Here is an 18,089-nt window from a genome sequence, read left to right on the forward strand (position 1 = left end):
AAGTCATTCTTTTGCCTCAGCGCTTGGCGCTCAAGTATAATACCACACCCCCGCCTCCTTGTCAACACTTTTTGACAACTTTTTTCCATTCTTTTTTGCGCACGACCGGAAACGGCATCTGACCGTGAGGTATATGCGCCGCAGCTGCTTTGGTGCAGCTTGGCATAAATGCCCTTTCTCTTTGCTTATATAATGTATTATAAAGCTTTCGCCGTATAATATTTTGCGATATTACACCTCGGAAACAGGTGTGCGTTGTCAAGAGGTCTTGGCTCAGATTTTATCCTGAAAATTATCCATGAATTTTGGCTAAAACTCCAAAACGCAAAATGTAGTGGTATTTTCCTTGACTTGCCACTAGATAGTGATAGAATAGAGCTACATTCAGTTTGTTGGATATCGTGTGCGCAAAACGGGTATCTCTTATTGTAAGAGATACCCGTTCACACTGTGCTTTATTTGTTAAGGAGGAGAGCCGATGAAGATCATCAAACGCAACGGTGCAGAGGTCCCCTTTGATATCACCAAGATCATCACCGCTGTTACTAAGGCCAGCGATTCTGTGAGCGGTCAGAGCCGTCTGACAAAGGACCAGATCACCCAGATCGCCGCTGCTGTTACCGACCAGTGTCAGGCGCTGAACCGCGCCGTCAGCGTGGAAGAAGTGCAGGATATGGTGGAGAACCAGCTCATGGACATCAAGGCACATGATGTGGCCCGGCACTACATCACCTACCGCTATGTGCAGAGCCTGAAGCGCCAGACCAACACCACCGATGAGCGCATCCTGAGCCTGATCGAGTGCCAGAACGAAGAGGTCAAGCAGGAGAACGCCAATAAGAACCCCACCGTGAACAGCGTACAGCGCGACTATATGGCCGGTGAGATCTCCAAAGATCTGACCGCCCGTCTGCTGCTGGACCCGGAGATCGTCAAGGCACATCAGGAGGGTCTGATCCACTTCCACGATTCCGACTACTTTGCCCAGCACATGCACAACTGCGATCTGGTGAATCTGGAGGACATGCTGCAGAACGGCACCGTCATTTCCGGCACCTATATTGAAAAGCCTCACAGCTTCTCCACCGCCTGCAACATCGCCACCCAGATCATTGCACAGGTGGCATCCAACCAGTACGGCGGCCAGAGCATCAGCCTGACCCACCTCGCCCCCTTTGTGGATGTCTCCCGCAAGAAGATCGCCGCTGAGGTAGAAGTGGAAATGGCCGGTCTGGACGTTTCTGCCGAGCGCAAGAAGGAGATCGTAGAGCGCCGCCTGCGCAGCGAGATCAACCGCGGTGTGCAGACCATCCAGTATCAGGTGGTCACGCTGATGACCACCAATGGTCAGGCCCCCTTTATCACCGTGTTCATGTATCTGGGTGAGGCGCGCAATCCGCAGGAGAAGGCAGACCTTGCCATCATCATCGAGGAGACCATCCGCCAGCGCTATCAGGGCGTGAAGAACGAGGCCGGTGTGTGGATCACCCCCGCTTTCCCCAAGCTGATCTATGTGCTGGAAGAGGACAACATCCGCCCCGGCACTCCCTACTATTATCTGACCGAGCTGGCCGCCAAGTGCACCGCAAAACGCATGGTGCCCGACTATATCTCCGAGAAGAAAATGCTGGAGCTCAAGGTGGACAAAAACGGCGAAGGCCACTGCTACACCTGCATGGGCTGCCGCAGCTTCCTGACCCCCTATGTGGACCCCGAGACCGGCAAGCCCAAATACTACGGTCGGTTCAATCAGGGCGTTGTCACCATCAATCTGGTGGATGTGGCACTCTCCTCCAAGGGCAACTTTGAGAAGTTCTGGAAGATCTTCGACGAGCGTCTGGCCCTGTGCCACCGCGCACTGCAGGCACGGCACAAGCGGCTGCTGGGCACTCCCAGCGATGCCGCTCCCATTCTGTGGCAGTATGGTGCACTGGCTCGCCTGAAAAAGGGGGAAAAGATCGACAAGCTGCTGTTCGGCGGCTACTCCACCATCAGTCTGGGCTATGCCGGTCTGTATGAGTGCGTGAAGTATATGACCGGCAAGAGCCACACCGATGCCGGTGCAAAGCCCTTTGCTCTGAGCGTGATGCAGCACATGAACGACAAGTGCAACGCCTGGAAAAAGGCCGAGAACATCGACTACTCCCTCTATGGCACCCCGCTGGAATCCACCACCTACAAGTTCGCCAAGTGCCTGCAGAAGCGGTTTGGCATCGTGCCCGGCATTACCGACAAGAACTATATCACCAACAGCTACCATGTGCATGTGTCGGAGCAGATCGATGCCTTCACCAAGCTGAAGTTTGAATCCGACTTCCAGCGCCTGTCCCCGGGCGGTGCCATCAGTTATGTGGAAGTGCCCAACATGCAGGACAATCTGGAAGCCGTCATAAGTGTGCTGCAGTTCATCTATGACAACATCATGTATGCGGAGCTGAACACCAAGTCGGATTACTGTCAGGTGTGCGGCTATGACGGCGAGATCAAGATCGTGGAGGATGACGGCAAGCTGGTGTGGGAGTGCCCCAAGTGCGGCAACCGCGACCAGAACAAGCTGAACGTTGCCCGCCGCACCTGTGGCTATATCGGCACCCAGTTCTGGAATCAGGGCCGCACGCAGGAGATCAAGGACCGCGTGCTGCATCTGTAACCTTTTTTGTAGAAAGGAAAGCATTCTTGCCCTCTCCGTCATCGCTGACGCGATGCCACCTCCCCCAAAGTGGGAGGCCTTGGCAGTCCATGCAAAGTGTGTGGTTTCGCCAGGGGCTCTCCCTTTGACAGACTTCCCCCGCGCCGGGGGAAGATGGCGAAGCCAAAAGGGGGAACAGGCTGGACGCGAAGCGGCCTGAGAGGGCTAGGCCGCTAAAATTATGAACTACGCAACCATCAAATACTATGACATTGCCAACGGCCCGGGGGTGCGCACCAGCGTGTTCGTGTCCGGCTGCCGCCACCACTGCCCGGGGTGCTTCAACGCCGTGGCGTGGGACTTTGACTATGGCCAGCCCTTCGACAAACCCACCCGCAACGAGGTGTTTGCTTCCTGCCAGCCGGACTATATCGCGGGCCTATCGCTGCTGGGCGGCGAACCCATGGAGCCGGAAAATCAGCGGGAGCTGTTGCCCTTCGTGCGCAACTTCAAGGCCTTGTACCCGAACAAAACGGTGTGGTGCTATTCCGGCTACACCTGGGAACAGCTGACCGGCAAAGAGCCAAGCCTTGCCCGGTGTGAAGCCACCGACGAGCTGCTGAGCCTGCTGGATGTGCTGGTGGACGGCGAGTTCGTGCAGGCAAAGCACGATATCTCCCTGCGGTTCCGCGGCAGCAGCAACCAGCGTCTGCTGGATGTGAAAAAGACCCTTGCCGCCGGGGAGCCCGTGTGGTGGGAGGACGAAAAGGTGTTCGCCACCCATACCATGGAAAAATAAACATAACAGAAAAGAGCGTCCGGTTTTCCACTTCCTGAACGGAACGTGTGGAAAACTGGACGCTTTCTTTTTTGTTTTACTCTCTGCTGCCCACGGCATCCTCGATGATGCGCAGGAAGGCATTGCCGTAGCGGGCGGCTTTCTTCTCGCCCACACCGCTGATATTCAGCAGTTCATCGGTGCTCAGCGGCTTCTTTTCCACCATTTCCCGCAGGGTGGCATCGCTGAACACCATAAAGGCCGGGATATTCTGCTTTCCGGCCAGCCGCTTGCGCTGAGCATAGAGGGCATTCAGCAGCTTTTCGTCAAACTCGCTCAGCTCGCCTGCCACCGCCTTTGTGCGGCGCGGCTTCTCGGTCAGGCGGCGGGCATTATCCGCCGCGCGCCGCCGGGAATACTCCACCTGCAGCTGCGCTTCCTGCTCTGCGGCCAGACAGCAGGAGCAGTTGCCGCATTTCTTTGGTGCAGCTTCGCCGAAGTAATGCAGCAGAAATCCCCGCAGACAATCCTGCGTGGTGGAATAGAATGTCATGTACTTGAGCCGCTCCTCGGCCTTGCGGGCTGCTTCGGCCTTTACATCGGCGGGCAGGCCGTTGTCTGCCTCCATCTCCTTTTCAATAAAGAAGCGGATGGTGCGCACATCGGTGCCGGAATAGAGCAGCGTGCACCGGGCGGGCTGTCCATCGCGGCCTGCACGGCCTGCTTCCTGATAATAACTTTCCACATCCTTGGGCATATTGTAGTGGATCACGAACCGTACGTTGGGCTTGTCGATGCCCATGCCGAAGGCATTGGTCGCCACCATGATCTGCACCCGGTCATAGAGGAAATCGTCCTGATTCTTCCGCCGGGTATCCGCGTCCAGCTTGGCATGGTAGGCCGCAGCCCGGATACCGCGGCTCTGCAGCAGGCGGGCAGTCTCATCCACCTGCTTTGTGGTGCTGCAGTAGACGATGCCCGCGTTGTCGCCCTCTTTCAGCACAAGATCCAGCAGCTCCTTCGGCTTCTGGCTGGGCAGAGCCCGCCGGGTCTCAAAATAGAGGTTGGGCCGGTCAAAGCTGGTGGTCACCTCGTAGGGCTTCTGCAAGGCCAGCTGTTCCCGGATGTCGTCCCGCACATGGGCGGTGGCCGTGGCCGTGAATGCGCCCACCACCGGACGGCTGGGCAGGCTGTCCACAAAGGCTTTGATGCGCAGGTAGCTGGGCCGGAAGTCCTGTCCCCACTGGCTGATGCAGTGGGCCTCGTCCACCGTCACCATACTGATGGTCCGTTCCTGTGCAAACCGCTGGAAGCCCGGCATCTCCAGCCGTTCCGGTGCCACATAGATGATCTTGTACCAGCCTTCCCGGGCGCGGCGCAGCATCAGGGCCTTCTGGTTATCGTTCAGGCTGTTGTTCAGAAACGCCGCCGCCACACCGGCCTGCACCAGCGCCCCCACCTGATCCTTCATCAGGCTGACCAGCGGCGACACCACGATGGTGATGCCCGGCAAAAGCAGCGCCGGCACCTGATAGCAGATGGATTTGCCCGCACCGGTGGGCATCACCGCCAGTACATCCTGCCCGGCAAGCAGCCGCCGGACGATGTCCTCCTGCCCCGGGCGGAAGCTGTCGTAGCCGAATACCTTTTTTAAAATCGAGTGCGGGTTTTCCATGGGTCCCTCCGTATCATAGAATAGGTTTTTTTCTGCGCAATGTCTTCAAAACCATATCAGTATACCACAAAAGCCGGGCTTTTGCGCAGGTGCAGAGCCGTTTTTTCGGCAAAAAGCACGAAATGTCAAAGGTAATTTTTTTGCAAATGATAGCTTTTCAGGCGCGAAAATGATATAATAGGAGCACATAACTCCATGTCCGGCGGTTTTTTGTGCGCCGACTGTTGATAGAAAAAGGAGCAATCATCTTATGCATCAGAAACTCATCACCTTTGCCGTTCCGTGCTACAACTCGGCGGCATATATGCGCCATTGCATCGAGACCCTGCTTTCTGCCGGAGAGCAGGCCGAGATCATCCTTGTGGACGACGGTTCCGTGAAGGACGATACCCCCGCCATCTGCGACGAGTACGCCGCCAAATATCCCACCATCGTCAAGGCCATCCATCAGGAGAACGGCGGCCACGGCGAGGGTGTGAATCAGGGCATCCGCAACGCCACAGGCCTGTACTATAAGGTAGTGGACAGCGACGACTGGCTGGACACCGACGCCCTGAAAAAGGTTCTGGCCCGCCTGACCACTCTGGTGGCCCGCGGCACCGCGCCGGACATGATGATCTGCAACTATGTGTACGAGCATGTGGAGGACAACACCACCCTGACCGTGCGCTACACCAACGTGTTCCCGCAGAACCGCCTGTTCAACTGGACCCATGTGGGCCGCTTCCGCCCGGACCAGAACATCCTGATGCACTCGGTGATGTACCGCACCGAGGTGCTGCGCAAGTGCGGCATGGTGCTGCCCAAGCACACCTTCTATGTGGACAACATTTTTGTCTACCAGCCCCTGCCCTATGTCAAGAGCATGTACTACATGGATCTGGATCTGTACCGCTACTTCATTGGCCGTGCCGACCAAAGCGTGAACGAGAGCATCATGGTAAAGCGGGTGGATCAGCAGCTGCGGGTCACCCGGCACATGATCGACTGTCAGGATCTGGATGAGCTGAAGGATCAGAAACGTCTGCACGCTTACATGGTGCACTATCTGTCCGTGATGATGGCCGTGAGCGACATCTTCCTGCTGCTGGACGGCAGCGACGAGGCAAAGGCCAAGCGCACCGGGCTGTGGCAGTACCTCAAGGACCACGTAAGCACCGGTGTTTACCGCGCCGTGCGCTACAATCTGGGCGGTCTGACCGACCTGAAGTTCCCCGGCGGCGACAAGCTCACTCTGGGCGTCTACCGCCAGCTGCGCAAGGTCTTCAAGTTCAACTGATTCTTTGGAATTTACTCCTTCCGTCACGTCTTACGCCGTGCCAGCTCCCTCAAAGAGGGAGCCTTTGGCAGAATGGAACACTTCTCCTTCTCGCCAGAGCCTCCCTCCGTGAGAAAGACTCCCCCGGCCGGGGGAGGTGGCACGAAAGTGCCAGAAGGGGAATGGGTGGCATCGCGCAGCGATGACGGAAGGAGTTTCTTTTATTTGCCCGACCGGAGCTCTTTGCCGGGTCTCCATATTCCGGTTGCTTTTTGTCTGGGCGGATAGTATATTAGACGTATATGCGTTTTTTCTGGCTGCGCTGCGTTTTTCCTTTTCGTTCTTCCCTTTCGCTGATCGCGGGCCCGCTGCAGTGATGATATCCAGAAGTACCTCGGCATCACCCTGCTGCCGCAGGCCGGTGTGGCACTGGGCATGGCTGCCACAGCCGCCCAGCTCTCGGACGGCCACATGGTACGCAACGTGGTGCTGTTCTCGGTGCTGGTGTATGAGCTGGCAGGCCCCACGCTGACCAAGATCGCACTGACTGCCGCTGGAGAGATCCGTCCCGAGGGACGCACCAGCGCCCGTGTGGAGAACAAGCCGGAAGAAGTTGCATAAAAGGTTGTTTTTTGTCGAAATGTCACGCAATCATTGACGAACCCTGTTATTTTTTGTATACTGAGCATAGCGCCACTGGAACAATTTTCCTATTGTGTCACAGACTGGCTATCACAGGAAAAGGATAAAGGAGAATGGAATACTATGAAAAGTACCGGTATCGTCCGCGGCATCGATGCGCTGGGCCGCATCGTTCTGCCCAAGGAGCTGCGCACCAGTATGCATCTGGACACTGACACCAAGCTGGAGATCTTTGTGGATGGCGACTCCATCGTGCTCAAAAAGCATCGGCCCGCCGGCAGCTGCGATTTCTGCGGCGAGGTGGACGAGTCTTCGGTGCAGTTTGCGGGCTACTGCATCTGCCCGGCCTGCCGCCGCAAGATCGGTGCACTGTAAAACACACAAAAAGGAGGCTCTGCTATGAGCCAGATGATCGATTTCACCGTCCCGTCCACTGTGCCGGGGCGGACTTTGCATGCCTTCCGCTGTGTGCCGGAGGGTGAAGTAAAGGCGGTTCTGCAGTTGTCCCACGGCATGGTGGAATTTATTGACCGCTACAAGCCGCTGGCGGAATATCTGGCCGGGCGGGGCATCCTTGTTACCGGCCACGACCATTTGGGCCACGGCGGCTCCATCCGCACCAAAGCGGACTACGGCTACTTTGCCGAGCCGGACGGCAACCGCGCCGTTCTGGCCGACCTGCACGCCATGACCGTGCGCACCAAAGAGCTGTACCCGGGCGTGCCTTATTTTCTGCTGGGGCACAGCATGGGTTCGTTCTATGCCCGGCAGTATTTGTGCGAGTATGGCAGCGAACTGGACGGAGCCATCATCATGGGCACCGGCTTCCAGCCCAAAGCGCTGGTGCAGTTTGCCAAAGCCCTCTGCCGGGTGCTGGCGGTCTTTCATGGCTGGCAGTACCGCAGCAAGTTCGTGGCCAACATGTCCTTTATGGGCTACAACAAAGGGCTGGAGGGCCGCACTACCCACGACTGGCTCAACCGCGATCAGGCCGAGGTGGACAAATATCTGGCCGACGAACGCTGCACCTTTACCTTTACGCTGAACGCCTACTACAGCATGTTCAGCGGCATCCTGCGCCTGCACGACCCGGCGTTCCTTGCAAAAATGCCCAAAGACCTGCCGCTGCTGTTCTTGGCTGGCGATGCCGACCCGGTGGGCGAACAGGGCAAGGGCGTGCAGCGTGCCATCCAGAGCCTGAAAGATGCCGGTGTGCAGAACATTGAGTGCAAGCTGTACCCCGGTGCCCGGCATGAACTGCTGGTGGAAACGAACCATCAGGAAGTGTTTGAAGATATCGGCAGCTGGCTGGAAAAGCATCTTGCCTGATCTGCCGCATCCGTTTTACCGTCATTCTGAGGAATGGCGGTACTTTTTGCCCTAATGGCTGGCGGCACTTTTGCCAGCCTGACCGGCAAAAATGCCCGGCACTGAACGTTTTCCCGATTGCTGAAAAAGTCCCCGGAACCAGCGTTCCGGGGACTTTCTGCGTTTATTTTCAGTTATGCTGTTATGCTTTCTTGGGTGCGATCCAGCCGTCGATCACATTTACCAGTGCCTTGCCGCGGTGGCCCAGAAGCTTGGGCAGCAGGACACGGGCCATGGCCCACACACCGGCAAAGTTGTACAGGATGATCAGCGCCGTGATGATGCCGGTCCACAGGCCATAGAGCGGCGTTTCGGCCAGCAGCACAAAGGCTTCGATCACCAGCGCAGCCGCATTCACCAGCACGCGGCCCGGATGTACCTGCATCCCGATCATGCGGTGGGCATCGATGGCGCGCAGGGTGAACACCAGCGCAAGGCCAAGGAAGGACGCATAGGTAGCGCCCACAGGCCCCCACCACTTGATGAAGAAGTAGTTCATGATGCAGTTGCTCACAGCACCCGCCATCATGGTGATCATGCTGCGGGTGGACTTTTTATTCACCACATACACGCTGTTCATGAACTGGTTGAAGCAGCTGCAGGTGGAAGCCAGCACAAGGAAGGGCACAAAGTGCCATGCGTAGTAGTAGTTGGACTTCATAATGTGCATCACCGGGCGGCACAGCCAGATGATACCGGCTGCGCAGCAGAACAGCACACTGGAATAGGTGCGGAAAATTTTGGTAAAGAACTTCGCGCGGCCCTCTTCCTCGGTCACAGCGGAAAGCTGCCATGCATCGTAGAAGATCAGGCCCAGCGTAGTAAGGATGGTGGGCAGGAAATAGCCGGTGGAAAGCAGACCGCTCCATGCATTGCCGTCGCGGCCGTCCAGACCGTTGCACATCTCACGCACAAAGAACAGGTCAGATGCGTTGATGATCCAGAAGCTGATCTGTGCCGGGATCATGGGCAGCGAGAAGCGCAGCATCTGCTTCCACAGATCCTTGTTGATGCCCTTCAGCTCCACATAGTTCCACAGCTTGCCGGTGAACATCAGGAACAGCACACTGGCAAGGTCGCCGCTGATGATGGCCAGCAGGTAGCCGTTGGCACCCCACTTGAAGCCCACCAGATACAGCACGTAGAAAGCCATGGTGGCCACGGTGCACAGCACGCCGTCCACGGCCACCAGCTTGTTCCACTGGCGGCTGCGCACGAACTGGGTGCACAGGGTGCGCAGGCAGCTCATGAGCACATAGATGTAAATGAGCAGGCCGTACTGTGCCATATCGGGCAGGAACTGCGCAATGGGCCAGCACAGCACCAGAATGCCAAAGCCGCCCAGAATGGTCAGCAGGCCGTTGGTGAACACCTGTTTTTCGCTGTTGCCCTTGTCCAGACCAAAGCGGATGATGGCGTTGGACATGCCCATGGACACGAACGGGATGAGCAGGTTCGCGTACTGGCTCAGGATCTTGGAAAGGCCCAGATCGGAGATCTCCGCCATTGCATAGGTCAGGAACGGCTGGACGATCAGGGTGAGCAGCTTTGACGAAAAGCTGGAAATTGCAAAGATCAATGTGTTGCCGGCAAGCTTTGAATATTTATCGCCGGACTTTTTTTCGTTTTCCAAGGGAACTTCCCTCCTGTTTTACAATTCGGATGCGGGCCGGTCTGTGACCGCCCGCATCCGCTTTCCCACTATTTAGTCACTTTAAAAGCGCCCGCCGGGCTTTCCAGTCCGGCAGCAGCTTTGCCACCTCGGCCCAGAACGCCGGGCTGTGGTTGGGCTGCAAAAAGTGGCAGTACTCATGCACTACCACATAGATCTGCGCCGCCGGGGGCATATGATACAGCTGCAAAGCAAAGGTGATCTGCCGTTTTGCCATAAAGCACACGCCCCACCGGCTGGTCATGCTGCGCACTTTGATAACAGGCTTGTGCCCGCCCAGCACTCCGGCAAAGGCCGGGTAGACCTTATCGCTCATGGCCGTAAAATAGGCCAGCGCTGTTTCCTTATCCGGCAGAGACCGCGCTTTCTGCGCTGCGCGCCGCATGGCACGTTCCCGGGCCTGCTGCACCCAGTCGGCGCGTGCGGCCACAAAGCGGTCTGCAGCTTCCGCGCTCGTGCGCAGCGGCACGCTCACCGCCACGGTGCCATCCTCCCGCACACGGATGTTCAGGTTCTTGACCCGTTTGCGGGTCAGCTCGTATTGGATGCCGCCTGCCGTGCGCAGCTGTGTCTCCTGCTTTCTGCCCGCCATGAGGTCAGGTAGTCTTTTTTGCCCGGTGCAGCATTTCCAGCGGCAGCTGGGCCAGCACCACGGCAGCAAAGATCAGCACGCAGCCAAAGACTTCCCGGGCAGAAAGGTTCTGGTGCAGCAGCATCCAGCCGCCCAGCGCACTGAACACGCTTTCCAGACACATGATCAGGCTGGCAATGGCGGGGTTCAGATCCCGCTGGCCCAGGATCTGCAGGGTGTAGGCCACGCCGCTGGACATGATGCCGCAGTAGAGGATCGGCAGCGCATTCTCCGCGAACTGCGCTGCGGAAGGTGTCTCGAACAGCAGGGCCGCAGCGGTGCTTTCCACCGACACCACCAGAAACTCGGCAAGGCTCAGCCGCACGCCGTCCACCTGCGGGGAAAAGTGGTCCACCGCAATGATCTGGAAGCTGAACAGCACCGCACAGCTCAGCAGGAGCCAGTCGCTGGACTCGATGCTGCCAAAGCCGTTTTTCATGCACAGCAGGTACAGGCCCAGCACGGCTACCACCATGCTCACCCACAGCTGCGCACTGCCCTTCCGGCCCAGAAACAGGCCGAACACCGGCACCAGCACCACGTACATGGCGGTCAGGAAGCCGGCCTTTGCCGTGGACGGATTGATGGTAATGCCGATCTGCTGTGCAGCGGAAGCAGCAAACAGAAGGGTGCCGCACACAAAGCCTGCCGCCAGCAGCTTTTTCTTCTCAGCAGCAGTTTTGGGCTTTGCATCGGTGCCGCTTTTGCGGCGGATGGCATCAAACACCATCACCGTGGGAATCAGCACCAGTACAGCCAGCCAGCTGCGCCCGGCCAGAAAGCTGTAGGCTCCCATGCCGGAACCGGCGCTCTGGGCCACAAAGGCCGTGCCCCAAATAAGGGAGCACAGCAGCAAAAGCAGAGAGTTCTTGGTTTGTGTGTTCATCAGCCAATGCCCTCCACCTTCAGCAGGCCGTACAGGTAGTACTTGCTGGAGTCATAGGAGATGGTCACACGGTACTGCGCCGCCGGGTCCAGCCCGGAGATGGTGCAGCGGTAGTCGGTGCCGTCGGTATGGATATAATAGGTGCTGTCGGTCACATACTCTGCGCCGCCGTCCACCTTTTTCCACACGGCCACCTTGAACCGCTGGGTGCCCTCAGCCGTGCCGCAACCCATAATACTCAGCGTGCCGGAGGGCACGGTAAAGTAGCTGGTCTGGCGGCTCCAGATGCCGTTGAACACTGCATACAGGCAGCCATCCGCCGTGGCCGTGGCAAACTTGGCCGAGGAGTCTGCAATGCCCTGAATGATCAGCGGATCACTGGTCTGGTCGGCCCAGCGGGTAGTGTCCTCTTCCTGCACTTCGTCCGAAGTGCCCGATGCCTTGTGCACGATGCTCTTCAGGGTGTCCTTGCAGCCGATTAGGCCCACTGCAAGCACCAGCGCCATCAGCAGCACAACGATCCTTTTTTTCATCTTCATACGTTTCCTCACGAAGCAATGCGCTTCTCTTTGTTTTTCATCCCTCCGCCCTGTTCTTGTACAGAGCAGATACAGATATAGTATACCGCATTTTCCGGCGCTGTACAAGACATTTGTCCTGTGCCGTACTGCAAGAAAAGCCCCGCCGGGGCTTTTCTTTTTGTGCGGTTTGCCGCCTGATTTTACGTTTCTTTGCCAGTGACCGCCCGCAGGGCAGCACACTCGGCAGCGGCCTGCTCCGGTGCACCCGCACCAAACAGACTGCCGTACCGGTACAGCGCCCAGCCGCCCGCGTTTTGACTGCGCAGGTCCTGCACCTGCCGGGCCAGCACATCGCCGGTGCTCCAGCCGCTTACGCTGTCCGGGTTCGCGCCGCCGTCACCGGTGCCCACGCGGTACGCGCCCAGCCCGAAGTACAGGGCCACGCCCTCTGCGCGCGGGTACGCCAGCCACGCGGGCACGATGTTCTCAAAGGCAAATCGGGTGCTGCCGCTCTGCAGCGTGTAGCCATAGCCCCAGTAGATCTGCGGGCAGAGATAATCCACCACCTGTTCTTCCCCGCCCGCAGCCAGCCACGCCGTCACATCGCTGTACTGGCTGTTGAGGTCGTTGTCGGGATTCCCCTGCGGACTGATGCCAAAGCGCAGCGTCGGGTCTGCAGTCTTCACCGTGTCGTGCACCTTCTTGACCAGAGCGGTCACGTTCTGCCGCCGCCATGCTGCAAGGTCTGCCGCACCGCTGGCCGCAAACTGCGCCGCATCGATGCTTTCTTCGGTCGTAGGGTAAAAATAATCGTCAAAGTGGATGCCGTCCACCGCGTAGTTCTGCAAAAGCTCGGCCACGCCCTGCACCACATAGTCCGCCGCTGCAGGCTCGGCCGGGTTCAGATACAGCCCGTCGCCCACTGCACACACCCATTCCGGGTGGGTGTTGGCAAGGTTGTTCTCTGCCAGATTCGGCGGCATGGCTGCAGAGGACCGCAGCCGGTAGGGATTCAGCCACGCTTCCACCGAAAGGCCGCGCCCGTGGGCCTCCTGCAAAAGGATGTCCAGCGGGTCAAAACCGGGGTCCTGCCCCTGCACGCCGGTGCACAGGTGGCTCCACGGGAACAGCTGGCTTTTGTAAAGTGCATCCCCGAAGGGCCGCACCTGCGCAAGCACCGTGTTCAGCCCAAGGCCCGCGCAGTTTTCCAGCATTTGCACGCACCCGGCGCGGAAGGCATCCGCCGAGGAAAAATCCATTGCTGCCCATTCCAGATAGCTCACCCATACGGCCCGCCACTCGCCTGCAGGCAGGGCAGGGTTCTCAACAGGCTGTTTTTCTGCTTTCGTTTTGTCCCGTTTGGAAAACTTTTTTCTGCGCAGCCACAGCCCCACACCCACACAGGCAGCAGCACCGGCCCCCGCCAGAAAGGTGCGCCGGTTCACACGGCGCGGTTCCGCTTCCGTTTTTTTGGACTTGCGCCGCTGGGTCACAGGGTCTCCTCCTGGGTCTTATACAGCACAAGCGCTGCCCAGCCCCGGGCGCAGGCCAGCAGCACGAACATGATGTTCGTCCAGAAGGCAAGGGCGCTCATGCCCGCATACTTCGTCAGCAGCCAGAACAAAAGGCGCAGCGCTTCCGAGATGCACACCAGCTGCAGCGGGCGCTGGATGGGCCTGCCGTGGCCGTACTCGATGGCAAGCAGGCCCGGCCACACCAGTGCCGAGCACAGGTCGCCCGCCCAGCCGCCTGCAGCCAGCTTGCTGAGCATCAGCAGCACGAACACCAGCGTGTAGCTGCGCTTATCCTTGGCGGGAGCACCCTTCTGTGCGGCCAAAAACAGCACTGCAATGCCGGTGATGCAGAACACGATCAGTTCCAGCCCCGAAAAATCCATGCCGCCCAGCACGGCAAAGCCGCCCAGCATGGACATTGCCGCTGCCGCCAGCAGGAAAAAATACCAGGTCTTGCGTGTAAATTTGAGCTTCATTGTGTTCCTCCCGCCTGCAGCAGTGCGCAGGCTCCTGACAAAATTTTCAAAGAATTAAAAATATTATAGCACAAAAGTATGCGGGTTGTGTTACAATAAGAAAAACTCTTCAGGAGGATCTTCATGAACGCCGCAGTTTCCATTGTCCTGCTTGCCGCCGTACTTGGCGTGATCGTTTTTCTTTTGTCCCGGCGCGAGAATACCCGCCGCAGCCAGTACGGTCCCGCCGGTCTTTCGGAGTTCCGCACCGACCTGCCGCTGGACGAGTGCTTCGACCGGCTGGACGAGCACAGGGACGCCGACGAGTTCGTGTACGAGTGCCGCCGGGAAAAGGACGGCGGCTTTCTGCTGCATCTCACCCTGCACCAGCCCACCCAGCAGCCGCTGGACACCCTGTATACCCTCCGGCTGGACCCCGGTCGTCAGACCGTAGTGACCCTGATCTTCATCCGCGAAGCCTTTGGCTACAAGGAGCCGCTGTTCCCGCAGGAAATGCTTGATCGTTTTATGCAGCAGAAGCTGGATGCCCACCGCACCAAATAAAGTTTTGTGTAAATGCTTTTCATTTTGCGCTGTTTTTGGTATACTTGTAAATGCCGCAGCGCAGAATATGCGGGCTAGTAGCTCAGTTGGTCAGAGCTGGCGGCTCATAACCGCTTGGTCCCGGGTTCAAGTCCTGGCTGGCCCATAACAAAAAAGAGCACCCATCGGGGTGCTCTTTTTTGTTGCCAGTCAGGACTTGAACAAGGCGGCGACGCGAAGCGACGCAAGTAAAGCCCCGGTGGGGCTTTACTTAGCCTGCGGGTCCCAGCGCATAGGAATATCAAAAAGTGTCGGATGCCGTTCTGAGGGCCAGCCAGGACTTGAACCCAAAACTTATAAAGTTCTCATTGCGGAATCCCTGCTCCCATGATATGATTAAACCAGCTTGGAGGAGGATATCATGCAGAATACAAATAACGAACTCGTGTCCGTCATTGTTCCGGTATATAAAGTAGAACCCTATCTGGACCGATGTGTCGCCAGCATTCTGGCCCAGACATATCCGAACCTTGAGGTGATCCTGGTCGATGATGGTTCTCCCGATAACTGCCCTGCACTCTGTGATGCATGGGCACAGCGGGACGCACGCATCAGGGTCATCCATAAGAAAAACGGTGGCCTATCCGATGCCCGGAATGTGGGACTGGATGCGGCATCCGGTGCGTACATCTCCTTTGTTGACAGCGATGATTACATTGCAGAAAATTTCATCGAGACCCTTTATGATCTGCTCCATGAGTACCACACTGATATTTCTGCCGTCCATTGGAAACTCGTCTATGCTGACGCGCCGGAGGTCCCTGCTCCGCTTTCTTCCCGAAACGTTACGCTCTTTCAAGGTGCTGATGCCATCCGGGAGCTTTTTACGGAGGATACCTACGCATGTTATGCATGGAATAAATTATGCAAACGGGAACTGTTTGACACCATCCGGTTTCCGGTCGGTCGCGTTATGGAAGATCTTGGCATTGCATACAAGATCCTGTTCGACGCAGGGCAGATCGTGTACTCGGACGAACCCCTGTATTACTATTATCAGCGCGATGGCAGCACTCTCCATACAGACTGTATAAAGTTCTTTCAGGACAGGCTTGCGATGGTCACAGAGCGTTATCTGTTTCTTGAAAAGCGGTACCCCGACATGCTGGAAAACGATGCCTATTTTGTGGATATGGCCCTGAATGATTACCCGATCCTCTATCGTTCTGCCTTAGACCCTGAATCGGATCAGCTCATCCGCCATGCCTACCAAAAGAGCCGTTCCATTTTGTCCTTCTACAATAAAATGCGCTTTGCCTTTTTCAGCCGGAGCAAAGCCCTGTACTACTTTATCGAACGCCGCAACCGCAACCTTGCCCGCTACGATAACTGCTGAATCTCCTGCATTCCATTCCTTTCTGCGTAATTATAATAAAACAAAGAAGGAGCGTTTCCACGCGGGAACGCTCCTTCTTTGTTTACTATCATTTACACCATTTTGCAAACTCTTCGTCGGTGCACTTGACATAGTGGCTGCCGCTCACATGGTGATCGGTGCCCTTGTTGTAATCGATGCCGGAAGTGGCGTAGTCGTAGGTCTCAGCCACGCGGCGCTTCTCCACAACGGGGTTCGGCAGCGGGATGGCCGACAGCAGACTGCGGGTGTAGGGGTGGACGGGATTCTCGAAGATCTCTTCGGTCGTACCCGTCTCCAGCAGGTGGCCCAGATGCAGCACGCCGATGCGGTCCGAGATGTACTTGACCATGGAAAGGTCATGCGCAATGAACAGGTAGGCCGTGCCGGTCTCCTGCTGGATATCCTTCATCAGGTTGACCACCTGCGCCTGAATGGACACGTCCAGCGCCGAGATGCACTCATCTGCGATGATGAGCTTGGGGTTCATAATGAGGGCGCGGGCAATGCCCACGCGCTGGCGCTGGCCGCCAGAGAACTGGTGGGGATAGCGCTCGGCATGTTCGGGCGCAAGGCCCACCTTGGCCAGAATTTTCTCCACCTTTTCGCGGCGCTCTTCGCGGGTCTTGTACATGTGGTGGATGTCCAGACCCTCACCGATGATATCCTCCACCTTTTTGCGGGGGTTCAGGGACGCCATGGGGTCCTGAAAGATCATCTGCATCTGGGTGCGCAGCGTATCGTTCTGCACGCGGCTCAGCCTGCCGCTGATATCATGCCCATCAAAGGTGATTTTTCCGGCAGTGGGGTCATACAGGCGGATGACGCTGCGGCCGATGGTGGACTTGCCGGAACCGGACTCGCCCACCAGACCATAGGTCTCGCCGGGATAGATCTCAAAGCTGACATTGTCCACAGCCTTGACGGTATAGCTCTTGCTCACGCGGAAATACTGCTTCAGGCCCTCGACCTTCAGCAGCGGAGCAGCATTCTGTCCTGCCATTTATTCCGCCTCCTTGATCTTTTCTGCCTCGGCACGCATGCGGGCAATGCGCTGAGCAAGCTCAGGCGGCATGTCCACCTTGGGTGCGCGGGGGTCCAGCAGCCATGTAGCTGCATAGTGGGTGTCGCTGATCTTGAACATGGGCGGGTCAACTTCGTCGTCGATGTTCAGGGCATAATGGTTGCGCGGCGCAAAGGCATCGCCCTGCTTCTCATGCAGCAGGTTCGGCGGCGAACCCGGAATGGTGTACAGACGGTCGTCTGCGGTGTCCAGATCGGGCATGGCGGAAAGCAGGCCCCATGTGTAGGGGTGGCGCGGCTCGTAGAAGATCTCGTCGATGGTGCCGGTCTCCACGATCTTGCCTGCGTACATCACGTCCACATAATCGGCCACCTTTGCCACAACGCCCAGATCGTGGGTGATGTAAATGACCGAGATGCCGCGCTCACGCTGGATGCTGCGGATCAGCTCCAGAATTTTGGCCTGAATGGTCACATCCAGTGCCGTGGTGGGCTCGTCACAGATCAGCAGGTCGGGGTCGCAGGCCAGTGCAATGGCAATGACCACACGCTGGCGCATACCACCGGACAGCTGGTGCGGGTAGCTCTTCATGCGCTTTTCGGCATCGGTGATGCCCACCTCTTCCAGCAGCTGCACAGCCTTTTTGTAGGCGGCATCCTTGGGCATCTTGTAGTGCCACAGCATGCCCTCCATGATCTGCTTGCCGATGGGCATGGTGGGGTCAAGGCTGGTCATGGGGTCCTGAAACACCATGGCGATGCGCTTGCCGTTGATGTGGCGGCGGATCCACTTTTTGTCCTTCTGCAGCAGGTCCACCGTCTCGGGGCTGCCGTCGGCGTGATGGTAGCTGAACTGGATGGAGCCGCTGTTCACAATGGCGTTCTGTGCCAGAATGCCCATAGCGGCCTTCATGGTAACGGACTTGCCGGAGCCGGATTCGCCCACCAGCGCCACCGTTTCGCCCTTGTACAGGTCGATGTTCACGCCGCGGATGGCGTGCACCGGGCCTGCGGTGGTCTTAAAGGTGATATCAAGGTCTCGCACCGACAAGACCTGTTCTTTTTTCTTTTCAGGCATGG

General features: G+C 57.6%; 17 protein-coding genes and 1 tRNA gene. 9 read left to right on the forward strand and 9 right to left on the reverse strand.

The window, feature by feature from the left end:
• Window positions 1-478: 478 nt before the first annotated feature.
• Both nrdD and nrdG read left to right on the forward strand, forming a co-directional pair.
• Window positions 479-2,650 (forward strand): anaerobic ribonucleoside-triphosphate reductase, encoded by a 2,172-nt coding sequence (gene nrdD / locus GKG34_RS12320; protein ID WP_005938935.1) that lies wholly within the window; start codon window positions 479-481, stop codon window positions 2,648-2,650.
• Window positions 2,651-2,870: 220 nt separating this feature from the next.
• Window positions 2,871-3,428 carry an anaerobic ribonucleoside-triphosphate reductase activating protein gene (gene nrdG / locus GKG34_RS12325; RefSeq protein WP_118528346.1) on the forward strand — a complete coding sequence of 186 codons (558 nt, stop codon included), beginning with the start codon at window positions 2,871-2,873 and terminating at the stop codon, window positions 3,426-3,428.
• A gap of 76 nt (window positions 3,429-3,504) precedes the next feature.
• On the opposite strand, the gene GKG34_RS12330 is transcribed toward nrdG, so the two are convergent.
• Window positions 3,505-5,082: a RecQ family ATP-dependent DNA helicase gene (locus GKG34_RS12330; RefSeq protein ID WP_154256383.1), complete on the reverse strand. Its 1,578-nt coding sequence runs from the start codon at window positions 5,080-5,082 to the stop codon at window positions 3,505-3,507.
• A 250-nt stretch (window positions 5,083-5,332) separates the two neighbouring features.
• Here GKG34_RS12330 and GKG34_RS12335 point away from each other — a divergent pair, with 250 nt between their 5' ends.
• From GKG34_RS12335 to GKG34_RS12350, 4 genes are all read left to right on the forward strand, one after another.
• Window positions 5,333-6,361 carry a glycosyltransferase family 2 protein gene (locus GKG34_RS12335; RefSeq protein ID WP_154256385.1) on the forward strand — a complete coding sequence of 343 codons (1,029 nt, stop codon included), beginning with the start codon at window positions 5,333-5,335 and terminating at the stop codon, window positions 6,359-6,361.
• Window positions 6,362-6,763: 402 nt separating this feature from the next.
• Window positions 6,764-6,961: a hypothetical protein gene (locus GKG34_RS12340; protein WP_044953354.1), complete on the forward strand. Its 198-nt coding sequence runs from the start codon at window positions 6,764-6,766 to the stop codon at window positions 6,959-6,961.
• A 144-nt stretch (window positions 6,962-7,105) separates the two neighbouring features.
• Window positions 7,106-7,357, forward strand: coding sequence for an AbrB/MazE/SpoVT family DNA-binding domain-containing protein (locus GKG34_RS12345; RefSeq protein WP_005938917.1), 252 nt, complete (start codon window positions 7,106-7,108; stop codon window positions 7,355-7,357).
• Between the two features lie 24 nt (window positions 7,358-7,381).
• Window positions 7,382-8,311, forward strand: coding sequence for an alpha/beta fold hydrolase (locus GKG34_RS12350; RefSeq protein ID WP_005938915.1), 930 nt, complete (start codon window positions 7,382-7,384; stop codon window positions 8,309-8,311).
• Between the two features lie 181 nt (window positions 8,312-8,492).
• Here GKG34_RS12350 and GKG34_RS12355 read toward each other — a convergent pair whose 3' ends face one another.
• From GKG34_RS12355 to GKG34_RS12380, 6 genes are all read right to left on the reverse strand, one after another.
• A complete protein-coding gene (locus GKG34_RS12355) occupies window positions 8,493-9,983 on the reverse strand; it encodes a lipopolysaccharide biosynthesis protein (RefSeq protein WP_005938912.1) in 1,491 nt (496 codons plus the stop codon).
• Between the two features lie 76 nt (window positions 9,984-10,059).
• A complete protein-coding gene (locus tag GKG34_RS12360; RefSeq protein WP_005938909.1) occupies window positions 10,060-10,614 on the reverse strand; it encodes a YgjP-like metallopeptidase domain-containing protein in 555 nt (184 codons plus the stop codon).
• A gap of 4 nt (window positions 10,615-10,618) precedes the next feature.
• Window positions 10,619-11,539 carry a DMT family transporter gene (locus GKG34_RS12365; RefSeq protein ID WP_005938906.1) on the reverse strand — a complete coding sequence of 307 codons (921 nt, stop codon included), beginning with the start codon at window positions 11,537-11,539 and terminating at the stop codon, window positions 10,619-10,621.
• Window positions 11,539-12,078: a hypothetical protein gene (locus tag GKG34_RS12370; RefSeq protein WP_005938903.1), complete on the reverse strand. Its 540-nt coding sequence runs from the start codon at window positions 12,076-12,078 to the stop codon at window positions 11,539-11,541. The genes GKG34_RS12365 and GKG34_RS12370 overlap by 1 nt, the downstream gene beginning before the upstream one ends.
• 182 nt (window positions 12,079-12,260) lie before the next feature.
• Window positions 12,261-13,553, reverse strand: a complete 1,293-nt coding sequence (locus tag GKG34_RS12375; protein WP_005938900.1) for a family 10 glycosylhydrolase — start codon at window positions 13,551-13,553, stop codon at window positions 12,261-12,263.
• Window positions 13,550-14,050 carry a hypothetical protein gene (locus GKG34_RS12380; RefSeq protein ID WP_005938897.1) on the reverse strand — a complete coding sequence of 167 codons (501 nt, stop codon included), beginning with the start codon at window positions 14,048-14,050 and terminating at the stop codon, window positions 13,550-13,552. Before GKG34_RS12380 ends, GKG34_RS12375 begins: the two co-directional genes overlap by 4 nt.
• 123 nt (window positions 14,051-14,173) lie before the next feature.
• On the opposite strand from GKG34_RS12380, the gene GKG34_RS12385 reads away from it, so the two are divergent.
• The 3 genes from GKG34_RS12385 to GKG34_RS12395 all read left to right on the forward strand — a co-directional run bounded on the left by GKG34_RS12385 (window position 14,174) and on the right by GKG34_RS12395 (window position 15,968).
• A complete protein-coding gene (locus GKG34_RS12385; protein WP_044953353.1) occupies window positions 14,174-14,593 on the forward strand; it encodes a hypothetical protein in 420 nt (139 codons plus the stop codon).
• A gap of 71 nt (window positions 14,594-14,664) precedes the next feature.
• Window positions 14,665-14,738: transfer RNA gene (locus GKG34_RS12390), tRNA-Ile, on the forward strand.
• A gap of 255 nt (window positions 14,739-14,993) precedes the next feature.
• Entirely contained in the window at window positions 14,994-15,968 is a 975-nt protein-coding gene (locus tag GKG34_RS12395; RefSeq protein ID WP_154256387.1) for a glycosyltransferase, read from the forward strand.
• An 88-nt stretch (window positions 15,969-16,056) separates the two neighbouring features.
• On the opposite strand, the gene GKG34_RS12400 is transcribed toward GKG34_RS12395, so the two are convergent.
• Window positions 16,057-16,989, reverse strand: a complete 933-nt coding sequence (locus GKG34_RS12400; RefSeq protein WP_154256389.1) for an ATP-binding cassette domain-containing protein — start codon at window positions 16,987-16,989, stop codon at window positions 16,057-16,059.
• Window positions 16,990-18,087, reverse strand: coding sequence for an ABC transporter ATP-binding protein (locus GKG34_RS12405; protein WP_154256391.1), 1,098 nt, complete (start codon window positions 18,085-18,087; stop codon window positions 16,990-16,992).
• Window positions 18,088-18,089 lie beyond the last annotated feature (2 nt).

The sequence above is a fragment of the Faecalibacterium sp. BIOML-A4 genome (assembly GCF_009679665.1).
GTDB lineage: Bacteria > Bacillota > Clostridia > Oscillospirales > Ruminococcaceae > Faecalibacterium > Faecalibacterium taiwanense.

Bases quoted from the DNA above. Each gene is read 5' to 3' on its own strand.
- nrdD (WP_005938935.1), top strand. From the start codon at position 479: ATGAAGATCATCAAACGCAACGGTGCAGAGGTCCCCTTTGATATCACC.
- nrdG (WP_118528346.1), top strand. From the start codon at position 2,871: ATGAACTACGCAACCATCAAATACTATGACATTGCCAACGGCCCGGGG.
- GKG34_RS12330 (WP_154256383.1), bottom strand. From the start codon at position 5,082: ATGGAAAACCCGCACTCGATTTTAAAAAAGGTATTCGGCTACGACAGC.
- GKG34_RS12335 (WP_154256385.1), top strand. From the start codon at position 5,333: ATGCATCAGAAACTCATCACCTTTGCCGTTCCGTGCTACAACTCGGCG.
- GKG34_RS12345 (WP_005938917.1), top strand. From the start codon at position 7,106: ATGAAAAGTACCGGTATCGTCCGCGGCATCGATGCGCTGGGCCGCATC.
- GKG34_RS12350 (WP_005938915.1), top strand. From the start codon at position 7,382: ATGAGCCAGATGATCGATTTCACCGTCCCGTCCACTGTGCCGGGGCGG.
- GKG34_RS12360 (WP_005938909.1), bottom strand. From the start codon at position 10,614: ATGGCGGGCAGAAAGCAGGAGACACAGCTGCGCACGGCAGGCGGCATC.
- GKG34_RS12365 (WP_005938906.1), bottom strand. From the start codon at position 11,539: ATGAACACACAAACCAAGAACTCTCTGCTTTTGCTGCTGTGCTCCCTT.
- GKG34_RS12370 (WP_005938903.1), bottom strand. From the start codon at position 12,078: ATGAAGATGAAAAAAAGGATCGTTGTGCTGCTGATGGCGCTGGTGCTT.
- GKG34_RS12380 (WP_005938897.1), bottom strand. From the start codon at position 14,050: ATGAAGCTCAAATTTACACGCAAGACCTGGTATTTTTTCCTGCTGGCG.
- GKG34_RS12385 (WP_044953353.1), top strand. From the start codon at position 14,174: ATGAACGCCGCAGTTTCCATTGTCCTGCTTGCCGCCGTACTTGGCGTG.
- GKG34_RS12395 (WP_154256387.1), top strand. From the start codon at position 14,994: ATGCAGAATACAAATAACGAACTCGTGTCCGTCATTGTTCCGGTATAT.
- GKG34_RS12400 (WP_154256389.1), bottom strand. From the start codon at position 16,989: ATGGCAGGACAGAATGCTGCTCCGCTGCTGAAGGTCGAGGGCCTGAAG.
- GKG34_RS12405 (WP_154256391.1), bottom strand. From the start codon at position 18,087: ATGCCTGAAAAGAAAAAAGAACAGGTCTTGTCGGTGCGAGACCTTGAT.